The sequence below is a fragment of the Sphingobium cloacae genome, assembly GCF_002355855.1.
GTDB classification, from domain to species: Bacteria; Pseudomonadota; Alphaproteobacteria; order Sphingomonadales; family Sphingomonadaceae; genus Sphingobium; species Sphingobium cloacae.
Genome location: NZ_AP017655.1, coordinates 2738505 through 2756453, shown reverse-complemented (window position 1 = coordinate 2756453; position 17949 = coordinate 2738505). Strand labels below are relative to the sequence as shown.

The following is a 17949-nucleotide window of genomic DNA, read 5'->3' as shown; positions in this document are numbered from 1 at the left end:
GAAGGGACATTCGGCAGCCTTTGCATTTATGACCAGAGACGCCCTCTTTGCCGGTGTCAGTGCAGTCTACCGCCTGTCGCTGAGCCTGCCGACTTTGCCCTTTGAAGACTTCATTCGGGAAACCTCTCACCTGGGCGACACAGAGGCCGAACGCGCTCAGAAGGTCCGGATAGGTCAGGATCGATTCCGGGTAGCAGTCATGGATTACTGGAACAGAACTTGCCCCTTCACTGGCGTAGTTGAGCCGCAACTGCTTCGCGCCTCACATATAATCCCTTGGGCCGATTGCGAAAGCGATCAGGAAAGGCTGAATGTCCACAATGGTTTGTTACTGTCGTCCTTGTGGGACGCCGCATTCGACAGCGGCCTGGTGACTTTCGACGACTTGGGCAATGCTATTGCCTCGCCCAGCCTTGGCAAATCAGCGCGTCTTGCACTGGCGCTGGAAAAAGCGCCGCCGTTGCAGTTGGTGGATGAACAGAGAAGCCGTCTGGCCTGGCACCGCAGCGAGATATGGGTGGCCGATTAAAGAATTCAGCTGGATGAGTATCGAAGGTCTGTGCCCAAGTGCTGCCGATAGGCCTCGATTGGGCTGGACCAACGTTCATTTTTTGAGCGTCTTTCCATCGGTTTTCAGCCGGATTTGGTGAGGATCAGCGTGCAATAGGCACCCCCTTCGTGGGGTGATCGGCGTGCAAAAAGGACCCCTTCATCCCGGGGATTTAGTCGGCCGACTGGTTTTGATCAGTTGGCGAGAACGGGATGTTGATCGTGGAGACAGTGGTTCGGATTCGGCGTGAGCATGCAGGGGGGAAGGCGATCAAGGCGATCGCGCGCGACCTTCGTTTGTCGCGGAAGGTAGTCCGCAAGGCGATCCGGTCGCCGGAGGCGGCGTTCAACTATCAGCGCAAAGTCCAGCCGCTGCCGCGGATCGGTCCTTATCAGGATCGTCTCGATGCGCTGCTTGAGGAGAACGAGGGGCGCGGCCGCCGCGATCGGCTACGGATGACGCGTATCCATGACCTGCTGGTGCGCGAGGGGTTCGATGGATCCTATGATGCGGTGCGCCGCTATGCGGCGCGCTGGCGTGCTGCGCGGCGGAAGGATGCTGGCGAAGGCGCACCGGCGTTCATCCCGATGACCTTCCAGCCGGGTGAGGCCTACCAGTTCGACTGGAGCCACGAGGATGTGGAGATCGCCGGCAAGCCGATGCGGGTGAAGGTGGCGCATATGCGTCTCTGCGACTCGCGCGCACCCTATGTCCGGGCCTATCCGCGCGAGGGCCAGGAGATGCTGTTCGATGCCCATGCCCGGGCGTTCGCGTTCTTCGGCGGTGTGCCGCGACGCGGTATCTACGATAATATGAAGACGGCGGTGACGGCCGTGTTCACCGGCAAGGAGCGTGTGTTCAACCGCCGCTTCCTGATCATGACCGATCATTACATGGTCGAGCCGACCGCCTGCTCGCCGGCGGCGGGATGGGAGAAGGGCCAGGTCGAGCAGCAGGTCCAGACGATCCGAGGCCGCTTCTTCCAGCCGCGACTCCGGTTCGCCAGCCTGGCCGAGCTCAACGGGTGGCTGGAGGCCGAGTGCCGGCGCTGGGCCGAGCATCATGCCCATCCCGAACGCGGGGATATTACCGTCGCCGAGGCGCTGGATATGGAGCGACCGGCCCTGCAGCCGATCCTGGCACCGTTCGACGGCTTCCATGAGAGCGAGCATGCCGTCACCGGCACCTGCCTCATCAGCTTCGATCGCAACCGCTACTCGGTCATGTCGACGGCCGCACGCCGGACCGTTCAGGTGCGCTCCTATGCCGATCGCATCGTCATACGCTGCGGCGATGCGATCGTCGGGGAGCATGAGCGCCACTTCGGTCGGAACCGCACGATATACGATCCCTGGCATTATCTGCCGGTCCTCGCGCACAAGCCCGGCGCGCTGCGTAACGGCGCACCGTTCCAGGACTGGGATCTGCCGCCCGCCCTGCACCGATTACGGCGAAGGCTCGGCACCGGGGACGAGGCCGATCGCAGGTTCGTGCGGGTCCTCTCGGCGGTGCTCACCGATGGCCTGGAGCCGGTAGAGGCTGCCGTGCGCGAAGCGTTGGCGAACGGAACGGCCAGCGACGAGCTGATCCTCAACATCCTCTCCCGGCGCCGCGAGCCGGCGACACCCCACAGCATCGTCACTTCGGAAGACCGGATGCTGCAGCATCCTCCGCTCGCCGACTGTGCCCGCTATGATCTGCTGCGAGGCTATGATGCAGCGGCATGATATGATCGACACGATGCGCGGCCTCGGACTCAAGGGCATGGCGGCGGCGTTCGACGAGGCGGTCACCACCGGCCTCCAGCGCAAGCGCACCACCATGGAGATACTGACCGACCTGCTCCGTGCTGAGGCGACCCACCGGGATGCAGCCTCCATCCGCTATCGGATGACGGCTGCGAGGCTGCCCGTGGTGAAGGACCTGGAGCGGTTCAGCTTCGAGGGCACACCGATCAATGAGGAGATGATCCGCTCCCTTCACGATGGCTCCTTCCTCCCGCCTCGCCGCAATATCGTGCTGGTCGGCGGCACGGGGACAGGCAAGACCCACCTCGCCATCGCGATCACCGCCAATGTCGTGCGAAGGGGCGCTCGCGCCCGCTACTTCAACACCGTCGATCTGGTGACACGCCTCGAAGAGGAGACCCGGATCGGCAAAGGCGGGACCCTGGCGGCGCAGCTGTCGCGGCTCGATCTGATCGTGCTCGACGAGCTTGGATATCTGCCGTTCGCACGCTCGGGAGGGCAGTTGCTGTTCCACCTCATCAGCAAGCTTTATGAGCGCACCAGCGTCATCATCACCACCAACCTTGCCTTCGGCGAGTGGCCTACCGTCTTCGGGGATCCCAAGATGACTACGGCGCTGCTCGACCGCGTCACCCACCACTGCGATATCATCGAGACGGGCAACGACAGCTGGCGCTTCAAAAACCGCAGCTGACCGCTACCTTCGGCGCCTTCAAAAATCTATCTTGCGCTGCGCGCGCCTCCGGTCGGGCTACGCCCGCCCTCCGCCGCACGCAGCGCAAGGCCATCTTCAACAAACCAACATCATATCCGAAAAAGGGGGTCCCTCTTCGACGCCGATCGGGGGTCCCTTTTGAACGCCGTTTGACAGTCAGCCAGTGACAGGCGCCGCAGCGTCAGCCCGCAGCGTTAGCGAAGGACGGTGTGGCCGGGCTTTCTTGTTGCGCGAGGAACGGCGGAACGCCGGGGGAAGAAAGTGCGGCAAGCACCGTTGCGGCTAGCCTGCCAAGCGAAGCGTCTTGCTGACATGGGCGCGGATCGAAAGAGGTCGTACTGGTCGGTTCTGCCGGGAAGGACGCCAGATGCTGATCGCATGCACTGGCTCGGGTGAACGCTGGCCCTGAACCCTCGGTTCAAAATCGGCCAAGCAAAGGAAGCGACTGGACCGGCGGTATTGCCCCCTCACGCCATCACTCGGCCGACATTGCTTGGGCTGTAGAAGCTTGCCCACCGACGGGACCGGCAAACTGTGAGGTGACGCACGTGTCACGCTCCGACATCGTCACGCTTCGCCATGCAGAGAGAGATGTCGCCATAGCGGCAATAGATCCAAGGATCGCCAGCAGCATGCTGTTGTCCGTTGCCAGTGATCCAAGCGCGTGCGCCGCCTGAAAACCGGCAATGCCCGCGGGTATGGCAAAGAGGAACGCGATCCCGACACGGAGCATGGGAGAGCGGACAAAGGCGATGAGGCCCTGTCCAATCAGAAGCGTTGCAATGCCTGCCGTCAGTCCGCCCAGGATTGCTCCGAGATGGCCGACATCATGGCGGAGCAGCAGGAAAGCACAAGTGAGCCCAGCATAGACAGGCAGCGCGTAGCTGGCGAGGCGGAAGAGCAGCGCGAGCACATAAAGGCCAGCAACGGCCCCGAGGATGAGAAAAATGGTCATAAGCGTCCCTTGTCTGGACGCGCTCGCCACCACCACCTCAGCGCAATCTGCGGTGCAAGAATAGCACGACAGGGCGCAGGCCGAAAAGGCGAAATGTGCCTGAGATTAGCGGCTGAAGGGGTCATATTCGCGAACCACCTGTTCGGGGTCGCCATCAAATTCGTCAGCGGGGATGACGAAGTAGCCCTGATTGGTTTCAATGAGGACGATGACCGTCATCAGCGTCCGGGAGAGGTTCCAGCCAAGCGATTGTGCGGTTGCCAGTGGCATGTTGCGGCTCCTGCCTTGGAGCGGGACCACCCCGCTCGACAGTCGCCCCACAGGCCGGGGGCTGGCCGCAATCACCGCAGCAAAGCTGCGGCCGCACGCGCACGCGTAGCGGACCCTTCACGGGTTGATTGAAGGAGGACAGGCTTCGAGCCCAGGGATCAGCGGCTAATGCGAGTGGTTGGTTCTGCGGCGGAGCGAGCGATCCGCCTACCAGTGCCTATGCCAAAGTCGCTCACTCGGGCCGACAGGCTTGAGATCGGCGATCGATACGATCAGTCTAAGCTGAACTTGGGAGAACGCCTGACTAGCCCTGAGTTGGATTTGAATTGGTGACAATGTGGTGACAACGGCGAGCGATTGGAGCTTTGTCACTAAGGCCTCGCGAGCTACGCGAGGTGCAATTAATTAGTTTTCTTGGAGAAAACTGGAGCGGGCGAAGGGATTCGAACCCTCGACCCCAACCTTGGCAAGGTTGTGCTCTACCCCTGAGCTACGCCCGCTCTGGCGGCCGGAGGGATGTCCCTCTCGGCGGGTGAGGCGGCCAACTAGCAGCGGTTGGGCGCCTCGGCAAGGGGGAATCCGCTTTCCTGCAAAATTCCTCGCCTGCCCGGCCCGATCCCGGCGACGCATGGCCTTTCCCGGATCGCATATGAGCGGCCGCGGATGCTGGACTTGGAAGTCCATGCGGCTTGACAGGGTTTCGACCCTCGCCTTACGTCCCCACGCCAAATGACAACAGGAACGGGTGGAGCCTTTTTCGGCTGACGCCAATGGAACGGGAACAAGGGGACTCCGTCGTGAAATATCTGCCGTTTTCGATCGCTCTGGCCGCGGCGGCAACCGGCACGGCGCTGGCGCAAACGGAAGCGGATGCGCAGCCGCAGGGGCAGCCCAATATCGTCGTGACCGGCGCCGGACTGCCGCTGCCGCCCGGCAGCCCGGCTTATGGTTCCGTGGTGATCGACCGCGACCGGCTGACCGATGCCGCGTCCGGGCGGATCGAGAATGTGCTGTCCGATGTGGCCGGTTTCCAGCAGTTCCGCCGGTCCGACAGCCGCTCCGCCAATCCCTCGGCGCAGGGGGCGACGTTGCGGGCGCTGGGCGGCAATGCTTCCAGCCGCACGCTGGTGCTGCTGGACGGCGTGCCGATGGCCGATCCCTTTTTCGGCTATATCCCCTTCGGCGCGCTGGTGCCCGACCGGCTTTCGGTGGTGCGGGTGACGCGCGGCGGCGGCGTGGGCGCCTTTGGCGCCGGAGCGGTCGCGGGCACGATCGAACTGGCCAGCGCCACCCGCTCGCAGCTTCCCACCCTCGCCGCCAGCGCCTTCTACGGCAGCAAGGACGCGACGGAGCTGGCCGCGACGATCACGCCCGATCTAGGCGGGGGTTATGTGTCGCTGTCGGGGCGCTGGGACCGGGGCGACGGCTTCCAGACCACGCCGCGCGACCAGCGCGTCGCGGCGACCGTGCCGGCCGCCTATGACGGCTGGTCGGCCAATCTGCGCGCCGTCGCGCCGCTGTCGGCCACGTCCGAACTGCAATTCCGCGCGACCGTCTTCCATGACGACCGCACCCTGCGCTTTCGCGGCGCGGACAGCATGAGCGAGGGGCAGGACGCCTCCATCCGCTATATTGCGCGGGGGGCGTGGCAGGTCGACGCGCTCGCCTATGTCCAGGCGCGCAACTTCTCCAACATCGTCATTTCGTCCAACGCCCCTTTCCGCCAGTCGCTCGACCAGAGGAACACGCCCTCCACCGGCATCGGCGGCAAGATCGAGCTGCGCCCGCCGGTCGGCCCGGACCATGTGCTGCGGATCGGCGCGGATACCCGCTTCGCCACGGGCGACATGTTTGAGGACGCCTATAATGCGGGCAATCCCGCCAATCCGGTGACGGCGCGCCGTCATGCGGGCGGCGACCAGATCACGACGGGCGTCTTCGCGGAGGATGACTGGACGATCGGCAACCTCATCCTGACCGGAGGCGTGCGGGCCGATCATTGGCGGATCAGCGGCGGCTTCTTCCGGGAGGCGGACGCCCATGGCCTCGTCACGGTGAACAACGACTTCGCGACCCGTTCCGACTGGCAGTTTTCCGGGCGCGCCGGGGCGCTGGTCCGGGTCGACGAAGCCGTCGCGTTCCGTGCGGCGGGCTATACCGGCTTCCGCCTGCCGACGCTCAACGAACTGTACCGGCCCTTCATGGTCTTCCCCATCCGGACGGAGGCCAACGCCGCCCTGTCCCCGGAAAAGCTGAAGGGCGTGGAGGCCGGGATCGATTTCACGCCCCTGCCCGGCCTGATGCTGGCGGCGACGGCTTTCTACAACCGGCTGGACAACGCCATCGCCAATGTGACGACCGGGCCGACCTCCCGCCAGCGGCGCAATGTCGACGCGGTGATCGCCAGGGGCGTGGAACTGACGGCATCGGGCCGGATCAGCGATTTCCAGCTTTCCGCTTCTTACGCCTATAGCCGCAGCAAGGTGCGGGCGCCCGGCGAACCGTTCGACGGCCTGAGGCCCGCGCAAAGCCCGCGCCACGCGGCCAGCGCGACGCTGGCGTGGCGGCCGCAGGCGGGGCCGTCGCTCTCCACCACGCTGCGTTATGTGTCGAAGCAATATGAAGACGATCTTCAGAGCAACGCGCTGCCCGATGCGCTGACCGTGGATGCCGTCGCGAGCCTGCCGCTGGGCCGTGGCGTCACGCTCGTCGCGCGCGGCGAAAATCTGTTCGATGAGGAGGTGGTGACGCGCAACGCGGGCGGATCGATGGATCTGGGCACGCCGCGAACCTTGTGGATCGGCGTCCGGTTCGCGCGCTAGAGCATTTTCGAAGCAGATGGCTGCATCTGCTGGCTCGGAAAATGCGGAAAATAAAAGAGAATCAGAGCATGATCCGATTCAGCATGAACGGATCATGCTCTAGGCGCGCGTTCAGGCCCTATGGCGGCGCTCCCCCGCACTGCCGCCCCGGCAGTAACGGACGGCGGCCATCCCGCCATAGAGCAGCGCCAGCACCGCCAGGTTGAGCAGTTCGCTTCTCTGGTCCCACAGGCTCGCGCCCATCTGGTTGATCCCCACCATCAACTGGATGCCGGGCGTCGTGGGCAACAGCCGCGCCAGCCCCGCCAGCCAGCCCGGCGTCGCCTCCACCGGCCATGACAGGCCCGAGAGGAAATAGATCGGCACGGATGTGATGATCCACAGCTGGATCGGCCGCTCCCGGGTCTTGAAGAAGCTCGCCAGCGCCAGCGCCGCCGCCACCGTCGCCGCGACGAACAGCGCCGCCGCCGCGGCCAGCGCGCCCAAGCTCCCCGCCGCGCGCGGCATGTCCTGGAACCAGAAGACGAAGCCCGCATAATAAGCGACATTCGCATAGCCTATGGTGAAGAAGGCGAGCGCGATCCCCAGCAGCTCCTGCGGGCGGAAGGCCAGCGGCCCATGCCGTTCGCGCATGGTTGCGGCCAGCAGCGCCAGCCCGATGAGCAGCGTCTGGTGGATGATGATGAAGGTGACGCCGGGAAACACCGTGCTGCCATAGCCTTCGCGCGTATTGAACAGCGGACGCTGGATCAGGGCGAGCGCGGGCGGGGCGGGCGCGCCCAGCGCCATCGCCTGATCGGTCGCCGCCGCCCGTCCCGCCGCGCCCAGCGCCGCTCCCACGCCCGCCAGCGCGGTGCTGCCGCGCAGCAGATAGGCGCCATTGCCATAGAGGGCGACCGTGGCCTGCTCCCCGCGCAGGATATGCCGCTCGAACCCTTCGGGAATGATGACGATGGCGCTCGCCCGCCGGTCCTGCATCCAGCGCAGCGCCTGTTCCGGCGAGGCGGGACGCGCCACGACCTCCGCCTGTTGCAGCGCGCCCAGCCTGACGGTCAGCGCGCGGCTGGCGGCGCTATGGTCCATGTCCACGACCGCGACGGGGATGCGGGTGGGCACCTCGCCCGAATAGGCGCTGGGATAGAAGAAGGAATAGAGGATCGCCGAACCGATCAGCAGCGTCAGCGCCGTGCTGTCGCTCCCTATCGCCCGGAACGTCGCGGCGAAGGCGCGTGCGATCATCGCCGCCCCCACAGATCGGGCGTTCCCGCCGCCGCGATATAGCGCGGCAGGCCGGCCGCGAGGCCGACGCCGAGGAATATCAGCATGACCAGCACATGCGGCATGGAAACCGCCACCGGGGAACCCATCATCCATTGTTCGGCGAGCAGCTTGGCAAAAGCCGTGTAGGGGAGCAGCGCGCTCCACAGGCGGGCGAACGCCGACGCCGATTCGATGGGAAAGATCGCCCCCGCAAAGGCGAAGGACGCACCGGCATAGAGGCCCGCCACCGACAAGGCGCGGCCCATCGACAGGGTGAGCCCCGTCACCAGCACCGTCACGCCCAGATAGGCAAGGTACATGGCGGCATAGCCTGCCAGCACCATCGACAGGCTGCCCAGCACCGGCCAGCCGCGAAGCCCCGCCAGATAGCCGGTCGCCAACAGGCCCCACCCCATGAAGATCAGGACATAGATCGCCGCCTTGCCCGCAATCGCCGCCATCGCTTCGGACCGGGGCCTGCCGCCCAGCCAGGGGCCGATGGTGCCGTCGCGCAATTCCCTTCCCAGCGCGCTCGCCACCGCGACCATGAAGATCAGGTGCAGCAGCGCGGGGTGGAGCAGCGCCACCAGCTGCAATTCATAGCTGCCCTGCGGATTGAACAGGATCACGGTCTGCGCGGCGATGGGGGGCGGATGCACCTTGCCCGGCGCGATCATCGCGATCTGATCGGCGGCGAGACGGGCCGCATAGGCCTGCACCACAGTGCCGATTTCCCGCATGGCCGCGCCCGATGCGGTCGAATAGCTGGCATTGTAGAAGAGGGTGAGGCTGGCCGTCTGCCCCCGCAGCACCGTGCGCTCCGTATCATGGGGGATCAGCAGCACGGCATAGGTCGCCCTGGACCGCACCAGCCGTTCCGCCTCCGCCATGTCGGGCGCGCGCGCCGCCACGCGCAGCCCCGGCGCTGCGTCCAGCCGCCGCGTCAACTCCCGGGAGATCGCGCCGCCATCCTCGTTCACCACCGCGACCGGCAGATCGCGCATGACCCCGGAGCCCAGCTGGATCGCCACCACCGCCATCAGTAGCAACGGGATCCAGCTGATGAGCGACAGATCCCAGAAGCTCGACCGGAGGAAACGGGCTTCCCGGCGGAACCCTTGGCGAAAGGCCGCTCCGGCGCCCGGCGCTCCGTCCGCATCCCCCATTATTGGGGCCAGTCGAACAGCACGGTCATGCCCGGTCGCAGGCCGCGCACCGGCGACACCGGCGCGACCCGCACCTCGAAGCTCTTGATGTCGAAGCCGCTCGACTGCCGGGTCGCGCGCCATGTCGCGAAATCGCCTGCCGGGGCCACATAAGTGACCCTGAATCTTGTCCGTGCGCCGTTCAGCGCCGGGATCGCGCCGCTGATCTCGGTTCCCCTCGCCAGTCCGCGCAACTGGTCTTCCCGGACGTTCAGCGTCACCCAGGGGTGCGCGACATCGGTCAGCACGAACACGGGAAAGCCCTGCGGCACCAGTTCGCCCGGCTGTGCAAGGCGCCGCCCGACCTCGCCCGCCATCGGCGCCGTGACGCGGGTTTCGGCGGCGGCGGCATCCACTTCCGCGACCGCGCCGCGCGCCTGCCGCACCTGTCCGCTCGCCGCCGCCTTGTCCTCGCCGCGCGCGCCCGTCCGCGCCAGGTCATATTGCGCCTTCGCGGCCTTCGCCGCCTCCTCGGACGCGATCGCATTGGTGCGCGCCTCGTCCCGCTTCTGTCCGGCCAGCACCCCTTCCTGGAAAAGGCGCTCGGTCCGCTGATAGGTGGTGCGCGCCAGCGCCGCCGCCGCTTCCGCCCGCCGCCACTGCGCCTCCGCCGCGCGGATGTCCTCCGGCCGCGCGCCGTTGTTCGCCTTGCTCTCCAGCGCCCGCGCCGAAGCGAGCGCGCCGCTCGCCTGCTCCGTCCTCGCGGCGACCTCCGGGCTGGCGACGGTATAGAGCAACTGGCCCGCGCGGACGCCCTGTCCTTCCTCGACATGGAAGGCGGCGATCCGCCCCGTGACCTTGCTGGTGATCCGCACCTCATGCGCGTCCGCCATGCCCTGAATCTGGTCGGGCGCCGGCCGCCAGGCGAGCCATAATCCTATCGCCAGAAATAGGACGATCCCAACAATGACGGCCACCGCCAAAGGACGCCTGTCCGCCCTTTCCGGGGCCGGTGCTTCCTCGTCCTGCGAACGCGTTTCCATGACCATCTCGTTCATGGAATCTCCTTGTCAGCGCGGGCGATATAGTCGGGCAGCCGCTCGATCCGTCCGCTGAGGTCGAGCAACTGGGCAAGCGCCATCACATAGTCATGGCTGGCCTGCGCGCGCTGGATGCGGGCGCGGCCAAGGCCCAGTTCGGCGTCGATCACGTCCAGCGAGGTCGCCTGCTGCTCGCGATAAGACAGGGCCTGGAGGCGCAGATTCTCGCTGGCCGATTCCAGCGCCCCATCCAGCAGCAGGAAACGCTTGCGCGCCGCCTCCGCCTCGTTCCATGCCTTCGCGACGCCGATCTCTATCTGCGTCCGCGCCTCCCGCAATCCCGCATCGGCCTGCAAGGCGGTCTGGCGCGCCGCCTCGACGCTCTGGCTGCGGCCAAGGCCCGACGCGATCTTGTAGCGAAGGCCGATCCCGAAGCTCCAGTCCGGATCGGTCAGCAGCGAATCCCGCCGGTCGAAATTATACTGGCCAAAGCCATAGACGGTCGGGCGCTGCTTCGCCTTCTCGATCGTCACCGCCGCGTCGGCCTGCGCGCCGAGCGCATGGAGCCGGCCCAGTTCCGGATGGGAAAGGAGCGCCTCCGCCTTGTAATCCTCCAAAGGCTCCAGCGGCTGCGACAGGACGAAGAGCGGCGTGGTCGGATGCACCCCCTGCGGCGCTCTCAGCAATCCGGCCAGCGCGGCATTGGCGGTCCCCAGGTCCGCGACGGCCTTCTCGAACTCGCGCGCGGCGTCGTCGCGGGCGACCTGTGCCTGAAGCCGTTGCGCGCGGCTGATGAACTGCGCCCGCTCCAGCTTCACCGCATCGGCCAGATGCCGGTCCAGCCCCGCCAGCACGTCGCGCCGCACGCCCAGCGCCCTTTCCGCGAGTTGCTGGCCATAATAGGCCTGCACCAGTTGCAGCAGCGCCTTGTCGACCGCGCCCTTCTGCTCCGCCTTCGCCTGATCGAGTTGCGCCCGCGCGCCCGCCTTCGTGCCCGCGATCTGCCCGCCCGCATAGAGCGGCAGCGTCGCCGTCACGATCGGGCGGACGGCCGTTTCCTGCCTGCGGAAGCGCAGCGGGTCCTCGATCCCGAAGGATTCCGCCACCGGGGCCAGCGATCCCAGCGGCAGATAAAGCGTTTTCTGATAATCCAGAAGCTGCGCCTCGAACACCACTTCGGGGCGGCCGAGGGAGGCGGTGGCGCCAAGCTGCGCCTCCTTGCCGCGCACATTCGCGCCGGACGCGGCGATGGCGTCCGACCGCTCCAGCAGCCGCTGCTGGGCCGCGCGATAATCGAGGGGGAGGGAGGCGCTGTCCTGCGCCGCGACAGGCGCTGACGCCGTCAGCGCGATCGCTGCCAAGGTCGCCCGGATTCGCATGGCTTGCCTCCCATCGTCATGGGTATGACCGGCGCGGGAAAATCTCAAAGGAATTTATCGACGTGGCCCCGCTCTTCCATGACCCGAAGGAGCGAAAACAGGATCTCGCGCTCGTGGATGGCGATGACCGCGATTCGTCCGGTTCCCGAGAAGCGGGCCCGATCCGCCCGCCTCAATCCGCTCCGCGCCGCGGGCGGTTGCACAGGGCCGCCAGGCCCCAACCGATCATCGCGCCACTGCCCAGCCAGATCAGGAAGGCGGGCGCATCGCCTTTCGCCGCCAGCCAAAGGCCGGGAATGCAGGCGGCCATCGACAGCGCCCAGCGGGTCGTCCGGCCATGGCCCTGCCCGCCCGCGCGCGCCGCCCGCAGGCGCTTGGGATCGCCCCGGCACAGGGCGAAGATGCAGAGCGCGGAAAGCGCGATGCCTGCCAGCGCTTCCATCATCCCGCCGCCGAGACCGGAGAGGCGGGCGCGGCTGCCCGCGCGCGCCGCGATCCGATGCCCGCCGCCTGCCACGCCAGCCATCCCCCGGCGAGGAGGAAAGCGAGGTCGAGGGCCGCGATGACGGGCTGGCCCGCCGCGATGGACGCAGGCCAGCCCGGCCCGCCCGCCATGAGGCGAAGCGGGGGCAGGACCGCCATCGCCGATCCCGTCCCGATCCGCAGCACCCGTTCCAGCAGGCGCGATCCCAGCACGCATGACGCCATGATCGCGACCGCCGCCGCGATCAGGAAGGCGGCGGGCGTCCAGAAGGTCGCCGTCCCCCGCGGCATGGCCATCAGGAACGCGGCGGCGGCGGCGGCCAGCGCCAGCGGCAGCCCCCATCCGACCACCGTCACGGCGCGGTCCAGCCATTCGAGCGAGCGCATGCCCTCCCGCCGCCGCACGATCCAGAGCCGCAGGCCGGTGATGGTGACGTAGCACATCGCAAAGCCCAGGCCGAACCACACCGCTTTCGACACCATGCCCGCGAAATTGCCGAAATGAAGCGGCGACATGATCGCGGCCAGCGTCCCGCCGACCGACGGCCGGGTGCCGATCGCGGGCTTGGTTTGCAGGAACTGCGCCGTCGCGCCGCTGTAGAGCAACGTCACCGGCTCGATATTGCCGGAAGCGGGCGGCTGGAAGCTGGTCACTTTCGAATCCGCGCGCCCGAAATGCTCGATCGCGACGAAGGTGGGCACGCGCCCGCTGCGGCGGATCGCGTCGCTGGCGATCCGGTCCAGATTGCCCATGGCCACCGGGCGCGGATCGGGCGCGCCGGGATTGCCGAACACCGTGTCGCTCAGCGCCTGAACATTGCCGCCGAAAGCGGCCATCGCGACGACGGGAACGCCGATCGTGCCGAAGAAGGAGAAGAAACTGCCGGTGAACGCCAGGATGAAGGCGAAGGGCAGGCTCCACGATCCCGCGACGCTGTGCCGGTCGCGATCGACGAGAACCGGATTAGCCCGCCGCCGCAACGTGAAGATGTCCTTCAACAGGTGCCGGTGTATCAGCAGGCCCGAAATGGCGGCGACCAGCATCGCCAGTCCCAATATGCCCGTCAGCAGCAGGCCCCAGGGATCGGGTACATGCAGGCGGACATGGGTGTCGACCAGGAAGTGGCTGAGCGCATCGTCGTTGCGCGGGCCGAATATCTCTTCGCCCGTCCCGTGCAGCGTGGCCGCGACACGGCCCTTGCCGTCGAGCTGGTAATAGACGCCCCGGCTGACCAGCGTGCCATCCGCCTCGGTTTCATGCCGGTGGAAGAAGACGCCCAGATTGTGATCGCCGATCTCGAACAGGTCGACGCCTTCATGATATCGCGCCGGGGTCTGCGCGCCCAGACGCCGGATCGTGCCGTCGATGGGCCGTTCGAACGCGGAGCGGCTTTCCAAATGGCCGGCGGACCATATGCCGATCTCCTCGGCGAACACCGCCGCCATGCCGGTGAAGATGACCGCGTAGAGCAGAAGCCCCAGCAGGATTCCCGACCAGCCATGGACGGCGACCATCAGCTTGGTCTGTTCCTTGTCGAGATGAATCATCGGCGGCTTTCCCGGGGCGAGGGCGATGGATGGGCGAAACCATAGGCGACCAGCCCGCCATGCAGGACGATCAGGGCGATGGCCACGGCAACGACCCGCCCCAGCCGGCGGTCAAGGCAGGCGTGGAAGAACAGCGCCGCCCAGATCAGGGGCGCCAGAACCAGCGGGAGGACGAGATTGTCGATGCCCGCCGCGCCGCGCGGAAGCCAGAGCGGCATCCCCGCCATGATCACGAGCGCGGCCAGCACCGCCCCCGGACCGGCGAAGAGGATGCGGACCCATTTCCGCCTGCTTTGTGACACGATTCACTCCGGCGATTGCGAGAAGGCTCTTGCGCGGCCTTAGCGTCCGGACGGGGAACAGGCAAGAAAATGCTATTGCGAATTGCTTTCACGGTTGCGCGCTTTCGGGCCGGAGCGAACCGAGTGGCCCTAGTGCACTGACTCAGTCGGTTGGTACAGGCAGCCGCCTGAGTTTGGCGAGAATGGTCTCGGCCGGCTTGGTCCAGACGAAGGGCTTAGGGTCGGCGTTCTGCTTTCGGATGTAAGCGCTAATGGTGTCCTGGAGGTCGACGACGGAGGTGAAGACGCCGCGCCGGATGACCCTTCGGGTGAGCGCCGAGAAGAAGTTCTCGACGGCGTTGAGCCATGAGCCCGAGGTCGGGGTGAAATGGAACACCCAGCGTGGATGATCGGCGAGCCACTCCAGGACCTTCGGATGCTTGTGGGTGGCGTAGTTGTCGAGGACGGCGTGGATCACCTTGCCGGCAGGAACGGCGCGCTCGACGGCGTTGAGGAACTTGATGAACTCCTGGTGCCTGTGCTTGGGCATGCAGCGACCGACGACTGTGCCGTGGAGGACGTCGAGCGCGGCGAACAGGGTGGTCGTGCCATTGCGTTTGTAGTCGTGCGTCATTGTTCCGCATTTGCCCGGCTTCAACGGCAGACCGGGTTGGGTTCGGTCGAGGGCCTGGATCTGGCTCTTCTCGTCGATCGAGATGACGACGGCGTGAGCCGGCGGGGCCATGTAGAGACCGACGATGTCTTCGACCTTGGCGGCGAAGGCGGGGTCGCTCGATCTCTTGAAGGTTCGCAGACGGTGGGGTTGGAGGTGATGGACCTGCCAGATGCGCTGGACGGTTCGGAGCGAGACGCCGAAGGCTTTGGCCATTGCGCGGCCGGTCCAATGGGTCACGGCACCGGGCGGTTCGGAGCAGGTCAACGCAACGATCCGTGCGACGACGGGCGCGGCGATCGGCGCCGTACCGGGCTTGCGCGTCTTGTCGCGGAGAAGACCATCGACGCCTTCCTCAGCGAAGCGCTGTTGCCAGCGCCAGACCGCAGGTCGGCTGACGCCGGCGCGGCGGGCCACTTCGAGCACCGGCAAGCGGTCGCTGGAGAGCAGCACGATCCTGGCGCGCAGCACATGCTTGAGCGGGCAGTTGCGGTCGCCGACGATTTGTTCAAGCCGAGCACGGTCGGCGGCGTTCAAGAGGATGTTGACGGTCTGGGCCATGACGGGAGAGTCGCATGTCCTAGACGATTTGTGAATCTCCCGTCTGCGTCATTGCACTAGGCGACCCACGGCTTCGGCGGCATGGACGTTTCCGGTCACCGGATCGGGTGACGGACGGAAGCGGACAGGCAGGACAGGGATGCGGATAGCGATATTGACGTTCGACGGGTTCAACGAACTCGATTCCTTCATCGCCGCGGGGATATTGGGCCGGATGCGCCCGCAGGGCTGGGAAATCGACATCGCTTCCCCCACCGGGCAGGTGACGTCCATGAACGGCGTCGCCATCGCCCGGCAAAAGCCGCTGGAATATGCGGGCGAGGCGGACGCGGTGCTGATCGGCAGCGGCATCCACACGCGCCGGATCGCGGCGGATGCCGCCATGCTGCGGCGCATCCGGCTGGACCCGCGCCGCCAATTGATCGGCGCGCAATGTTCCGGGACGCTGCTGCTCGCCCGGCTGGGGCTGATCGGCTCGCTCCCGGCCTGCACCGACCTGACGACGAAGCCGTGGGTCGAAGAGGCGGGCGTGGAAGTGATCGACGCGCCCTTCGTCGCGCATGGCAATGTGGCGACGGCGGGAGGATGCCTCGCCAGCCCCTATCTCGCGGCATGGCTGATCCTGCGCCTTGCGTCCCGCGCCGATGCGGAAGCCGCGCTGCACTATGTCGCGCCGGTGGACGAAAAGGCCGATTATGTCGACAGGGCATTGGCCCGAATCCTGCCCTTCGTAGCGGATATGCCCGCCGCCGGCCTCCGCCGCGCGGGCGCGCCTTCGCCCTGACCGGCCTCAGCCGTTCACGATGGTTCCGCCATTGGGGTGCAGTACCTGCCCCGACATATAGCTGGCGTCCTCGCAGGCGAGGAACAGGAAGCTGGGGGCCACTTCGTTGGGCTGTCCCGGCCGCCCCATCGGCGTGGATTCGCCGAAATGCTCCAGCTTTTCGGGGCTCGCGCCGCCGCAGGGGTTGAGCGGGGTCCAGATCGGCCCCGGCGCCACGGCATTGACCCGGATGCCGTCCCCGACCAGATTTTCCGACAGCGACCGGGTGAAGGCGGTGATCGCTCCCTTGGTGCTGGAATAGTCCAGCAGTTCCTTCGATCCCTGATACATGGTGACGGACGTGCAGTTGATGATCGCCGCGCCCCGCCGCAGATGGGGGCGCGCCGCCTGCGTCAGGAAGAACATGGCGAAGATGTTCGTCTGGAAGGTGCGGCGCAGCTGATCCTCGCTGATGTCGGTGATGTCCTCGTCCGGATGCTGCTCGCCCGCATTGTTGACGAGGATGTCGATGCCGCCCAGTTCCTTCACGATCCGGTCGACGGCCTCGCCGCAAAATGCGCTGTCCCCCAGGTCGCCCGCGATGGCGATGGCGCGCCGTCCTTCGCTTTCGACGATGTCCGCCGTCTTGCGCGCGTCGTCATGCTCGCACAGATAAAGGATGGCGATGTCGGCTCCCTCGCGCGCGTAGAGCGCCGCGACCGCCCGCCCTATGCCGCTGTCGCCGCCGGTGACGACCGCCACCTTGCCGTCGAGGCGGCCGGAACCGGGATAGCGCGGCTCCCATTCGGGCTGGGGCTCCAGGCCGCTTTCATGGCCGGGAAGCGGGTCTTCGTGGATCATGCCGGTTGTCTGGGACATGGGGTTTCTCCTGCTGCACCCATCCCAACGAAGCTTGGCCGAGAGAGTTCATCCCGCGCCGGGGCCTCCTCCCCGCATCGGGTACGGCATATCCTCGGCCCACCCCGCCGCCGGGATTTGAACCTCGCGCCGGGGACGGCGTTCTGAACGCCATGAGCGCGAGGGGGATTGCCGCAGGAGAAGAGCATGATGAAGCGCTATGCCTATGGGTGGATCATGGAGGCCAGGGTCGACCAGCCGCCGCGATATGCGGGCGGCGAACAGGCCGACGGGCTGATCGCGCGGATCGACCGGCGCTATCCGCGCGCGAAGGGCCATGCCAGGCCGCACGGACATGGAGAGCTGGGCCATGAATAAGTTCTTCACGAAAATCGCCGGGCGCATCGCCTCCCTCGCCGGAAAGCCCGCCACCTTCATTCTGGCGGCCGTGCTGGTCCTTGCCTGGGCGGTCACCGGGCCGATCTTCGCCTTTTCCGAAGTGTGGCAGCTGGTGATCAACACCGGCACGACCATCGTCACCTTCCTGATGGTGTTCCTGGTCCAGAACACCCAGAACCGGGATGCCTGCGCCATGCAGGCCAAGCTGGACGAACTGCTGCGCGCGATCCGGGACGCGCGCGCCGAATTCATCGGCATCGAACATCTGACCGACACGGAGATCGAGGAGATTCGCGCGCGGCTCGAAAAGGAACAGGACCCCGCGTCCGGGCGGCCGCCCGCCCATGCGACGGTCGAACGCCTGCTCGGCCGCCGGTAGAAGGGAAGGCGCGGAGCGCGTCGGGATGCCGGTCCCTTGATCCGGATCAACCGCGCGCTCCGTTGGCCGTACTGCGAGCCGGTCGCGTGGAACCGCCGCGCCGTTTCGATGCTTCGTGCC

18 protein-coding genes and 1 tRNA gene are annotated in these 17949 nt (G+C 66.6%); 7 read left to right on the top strand and 12 right to left on the bottom strand.

Features of this window, described 5'->3' with window-relative positions:
- Positions 1-28: 28 nt before the first annotated feature.
- The 3 genes from SCLO_RS23920 to istB all read left to right on the top strand — a co-directional run bounded on the left by SCLO_RS23920 (position 29) and on the right by istB (position 2992).
- The gene (locus tag SCLO_RS23920; RefSeq protein ID WP_231923236.1) at positions 29-529 is read left to right on the top strand and encodes an HNH endonuclease; all 501 of its coding nucleotides are present in this window, start codon (positions 29-31) and stop codon (positions 527-529) included.
- 233 nt (positions 530-762) lie between these two features.
- Positions 763-2277: an IS21 family transposase gene (gene istA / locus SCLO_RS13650; RefSeq protein ID WP_096362065.1), complete on the top strand. Its 1515-nt coding sequence runs from the start codon at positions 763-765 to the stop codon at positions 2275-2277.
- Positions 2264-2992 carry an IS21-like element helper ATPase IstB gene (gene istB / locus SCLO_RS13645; protein ID WP_096362194.1) on the top strand — a complete coding sequence of 243 codons (729 nt, stop codon included), beginning with the start codon at positions 2264-2266 and terminating at the stop codon, positions 2990-2992. Before istA ends, istB begins: the two co-directional genes overlap by 14 nt.
- Before the next feature lie 496 nt (positions 2993-3488).
- Here the strand turns inward: istB and SCLO_RS13640 are convergent, their stop codons facing one another.
- From SCLO_RS13640 to SCLO_RS13635, 3 genes are all read right to left on the bottom strand, one after another.
- Entirely contained in the window at positions 3489-3968 is a 480-nt protein-coding gene (locus SCLO_RS13640; RefSeq protein ID WP_066522386.1) for a hypothetical protein, read from the bottom strand.
- A 105-nt stretch (positions 3969-4073) separates the two neighbouring features.
- A complete protein-coding gene (locus SCLO_RS23405; protein WP_006964003.1) occupies positions 4074-4238 on the bottom strand; it encodes a hypothetical protein in 165 nt (54 codons plus the stop codon).
- A gap of 425 nt (positions 4239-4663) precedes the next feature.
- Positions 4664-4738 (bottom strand) — tRNA-Gly (locus tag SCLO_RS13635).
- 297 nt (positions 4739-5035) lie between these two features.
- Here SCLO_RS13635 and SCLO_RS13630 point away from each other — a divergent pair.
- Positions 5036-7060, top strand: coding sequence for a TonB-dependent receptor (locus SCLO_RS13630; protein WP_096362230.1), 2025 nt, complete (start codon positions 5036-5038; stop codon positions 7058-7060).
- Between the two features lie 111 nt (positions 7061-7171).
- Here SCLO_RS13630 and SCLO_RS13625 read toward each other — a convergent pair whose 3' ends face one another.
- The 8 genes from SCLO_RS13625 to SCLO_RS13590 form a co-directional block, all read right to left on the bottom strand.
- Complete coding sequence (locus SCLO_RS13625) at positions 7172-8299, bottom strand: ABC transporter permease (protein WP_066522149.1); 1128 nt, start codon at positions 8297-8299, stop codon at positions 7172-7174.
- Positions 8296-9486, bottom strand: a complete 1191-nt coding sequence (locus SCLO_RS13620; RefSeq protein WP_066522135.1) for an ABC transporter permease — start codon at positions 9484-9486, stop codon at positions 8296-8298. Before SCLO_RS13620 ends, SCLO_RS13625 begins: the two co-directional genes overlap by 4 nt.
- On the bottom strand, positions 9486-10523 hold the full coding sequence (locus tag SCLO_RS13615) for an HlyD family secretion protein (RefSeq protein WP_197705103.1): 1038 nt from the start codon (positions 10521-10523) through the stop codon (positions 9486-9488). Before SCLO_RS13615 ends, SCLO_RS13620 begins: the two co-directional genes overlap by 1 nt.
- Positions 10520-11884, bottom strand: a complete 1365-nt coding sequence (locus tag SCLO_RS13610) for a TolC family protein (protein ID WP_066522138.1) — start codon at positions 11882-11884, stop codon at positions 10520-10522. The genes SCLO_RS13615 and SCLO_RS13610 overlap by 4 nt, the downstream gene beginning before the upstream one ends.
- A gap of 172 nt (positions 11885-12056) precedes the next feature.
- Positions 12057-12410: a hypothetical protein gene (locus tag SCLO_RS13605; protein ID WP_123905515.1), complete on the bottom strand. Its 354-nt coding sequence runs from the start codon at positions 12408-12410 to the stop codon at positions 12057-12059.
- Entirely contained in the window at positions 12326-13915 is a 1590-nt protein-coding gene (locus SCLO_RS13600; RefSeq protein WP_066522143.1) for a PepSY-associated TM helix domain-containing protein, read from the bottom strand. Before SCLO_RS13600 ends, SCLO_RS13605 begins: the two co-directional genes overlap by 85 nt.
- Positions 13912-14217, bottom strand: a complete 306-nt coding sequence (locus SCLO_RS13595; protein WP_066522145.1) for a hypothetical protein — start codon at positions 14215-14217, stop codon at positions 13912-13914. The genes SCLO_RS13600 and SCLO_RS13595 overlap by 4 nt, the downstream gene beginning before the upstream one ends.
- Positions 14218-14359: 142 nt before the next feature.
- Positions 14360-15430 (bottom strand): IS630 family transposase, encoded by a 1071-nt coding sequence (locus SCLO_RS13590; RefSeq protein WP_066522499.1) that lies wholly within the window; start codon positions 15428-15430, stop codon positions 14360-14362.
- Between the two features lie 139 nt (positions 15431-15569).
- On the opposite strand from SCLO_RS13590, the gene SCLO_RS13585 reads away from it, so the two are divergent.
- A complete protein-coding gene (locus SCLO_RS13585; protein ID WP_066522370.1) occupies positions 15570-16214 on the top strand; it encodes a DJ-1/PfpI family protein in 645 nt (214 codons plus the stop codon).
- Between the two features lie 6 nt (positions 16215-16220).
- Here the strand turns inward: SCLO_RS13585 and SCLO_RS13580 are convergent, their stop codons facing one another.
- Positions 16221-17072: an SDR family oxidoreductase gene (locus tag SCLO_RS13580; RefSeq protein ID WP_066522363.1), complete on the bottom strand. Its 852-nt coding sequence runs from the start codon at positions 17070-17072 to the stop codon at positions 16221-16223.
- A gap of 186 nt (positions 17073-17258) precedes the next feature.
- Between SCLO_RS13580 and SCLO_RS23400 the strand changes: the two genes are divergently transcribed.
- Together SCLO_RS23400 and SCLO_RS13570 are read left to right on the top strand one after the other, a co-directional pair.
- Positions 17259-17429 (top strand): hypothetical protein, encoded by a 171-nt coding sequence (locus SCLO_RS23400; protein ID WP_157080360.1) that lies wholly within the window; start codon positions 17259-17261, stop codon positions 17427-17429.
- A complete protein-coding gene (locus SCLO_RS13570; protein ID WP_066522359.1) occupies positions 17422-17829 on the top strand; it encodes a low affinity iron permease family protein in 408 nt (135 codons plus the stop codon). Before SCLO_RS23400 ends, SCLO_RS13570 begins: the two co-directional genes overlap by 8 nt.
- The last annotated feature ends 120 nt before the right edge of the window (positions 17830-17949 follow it).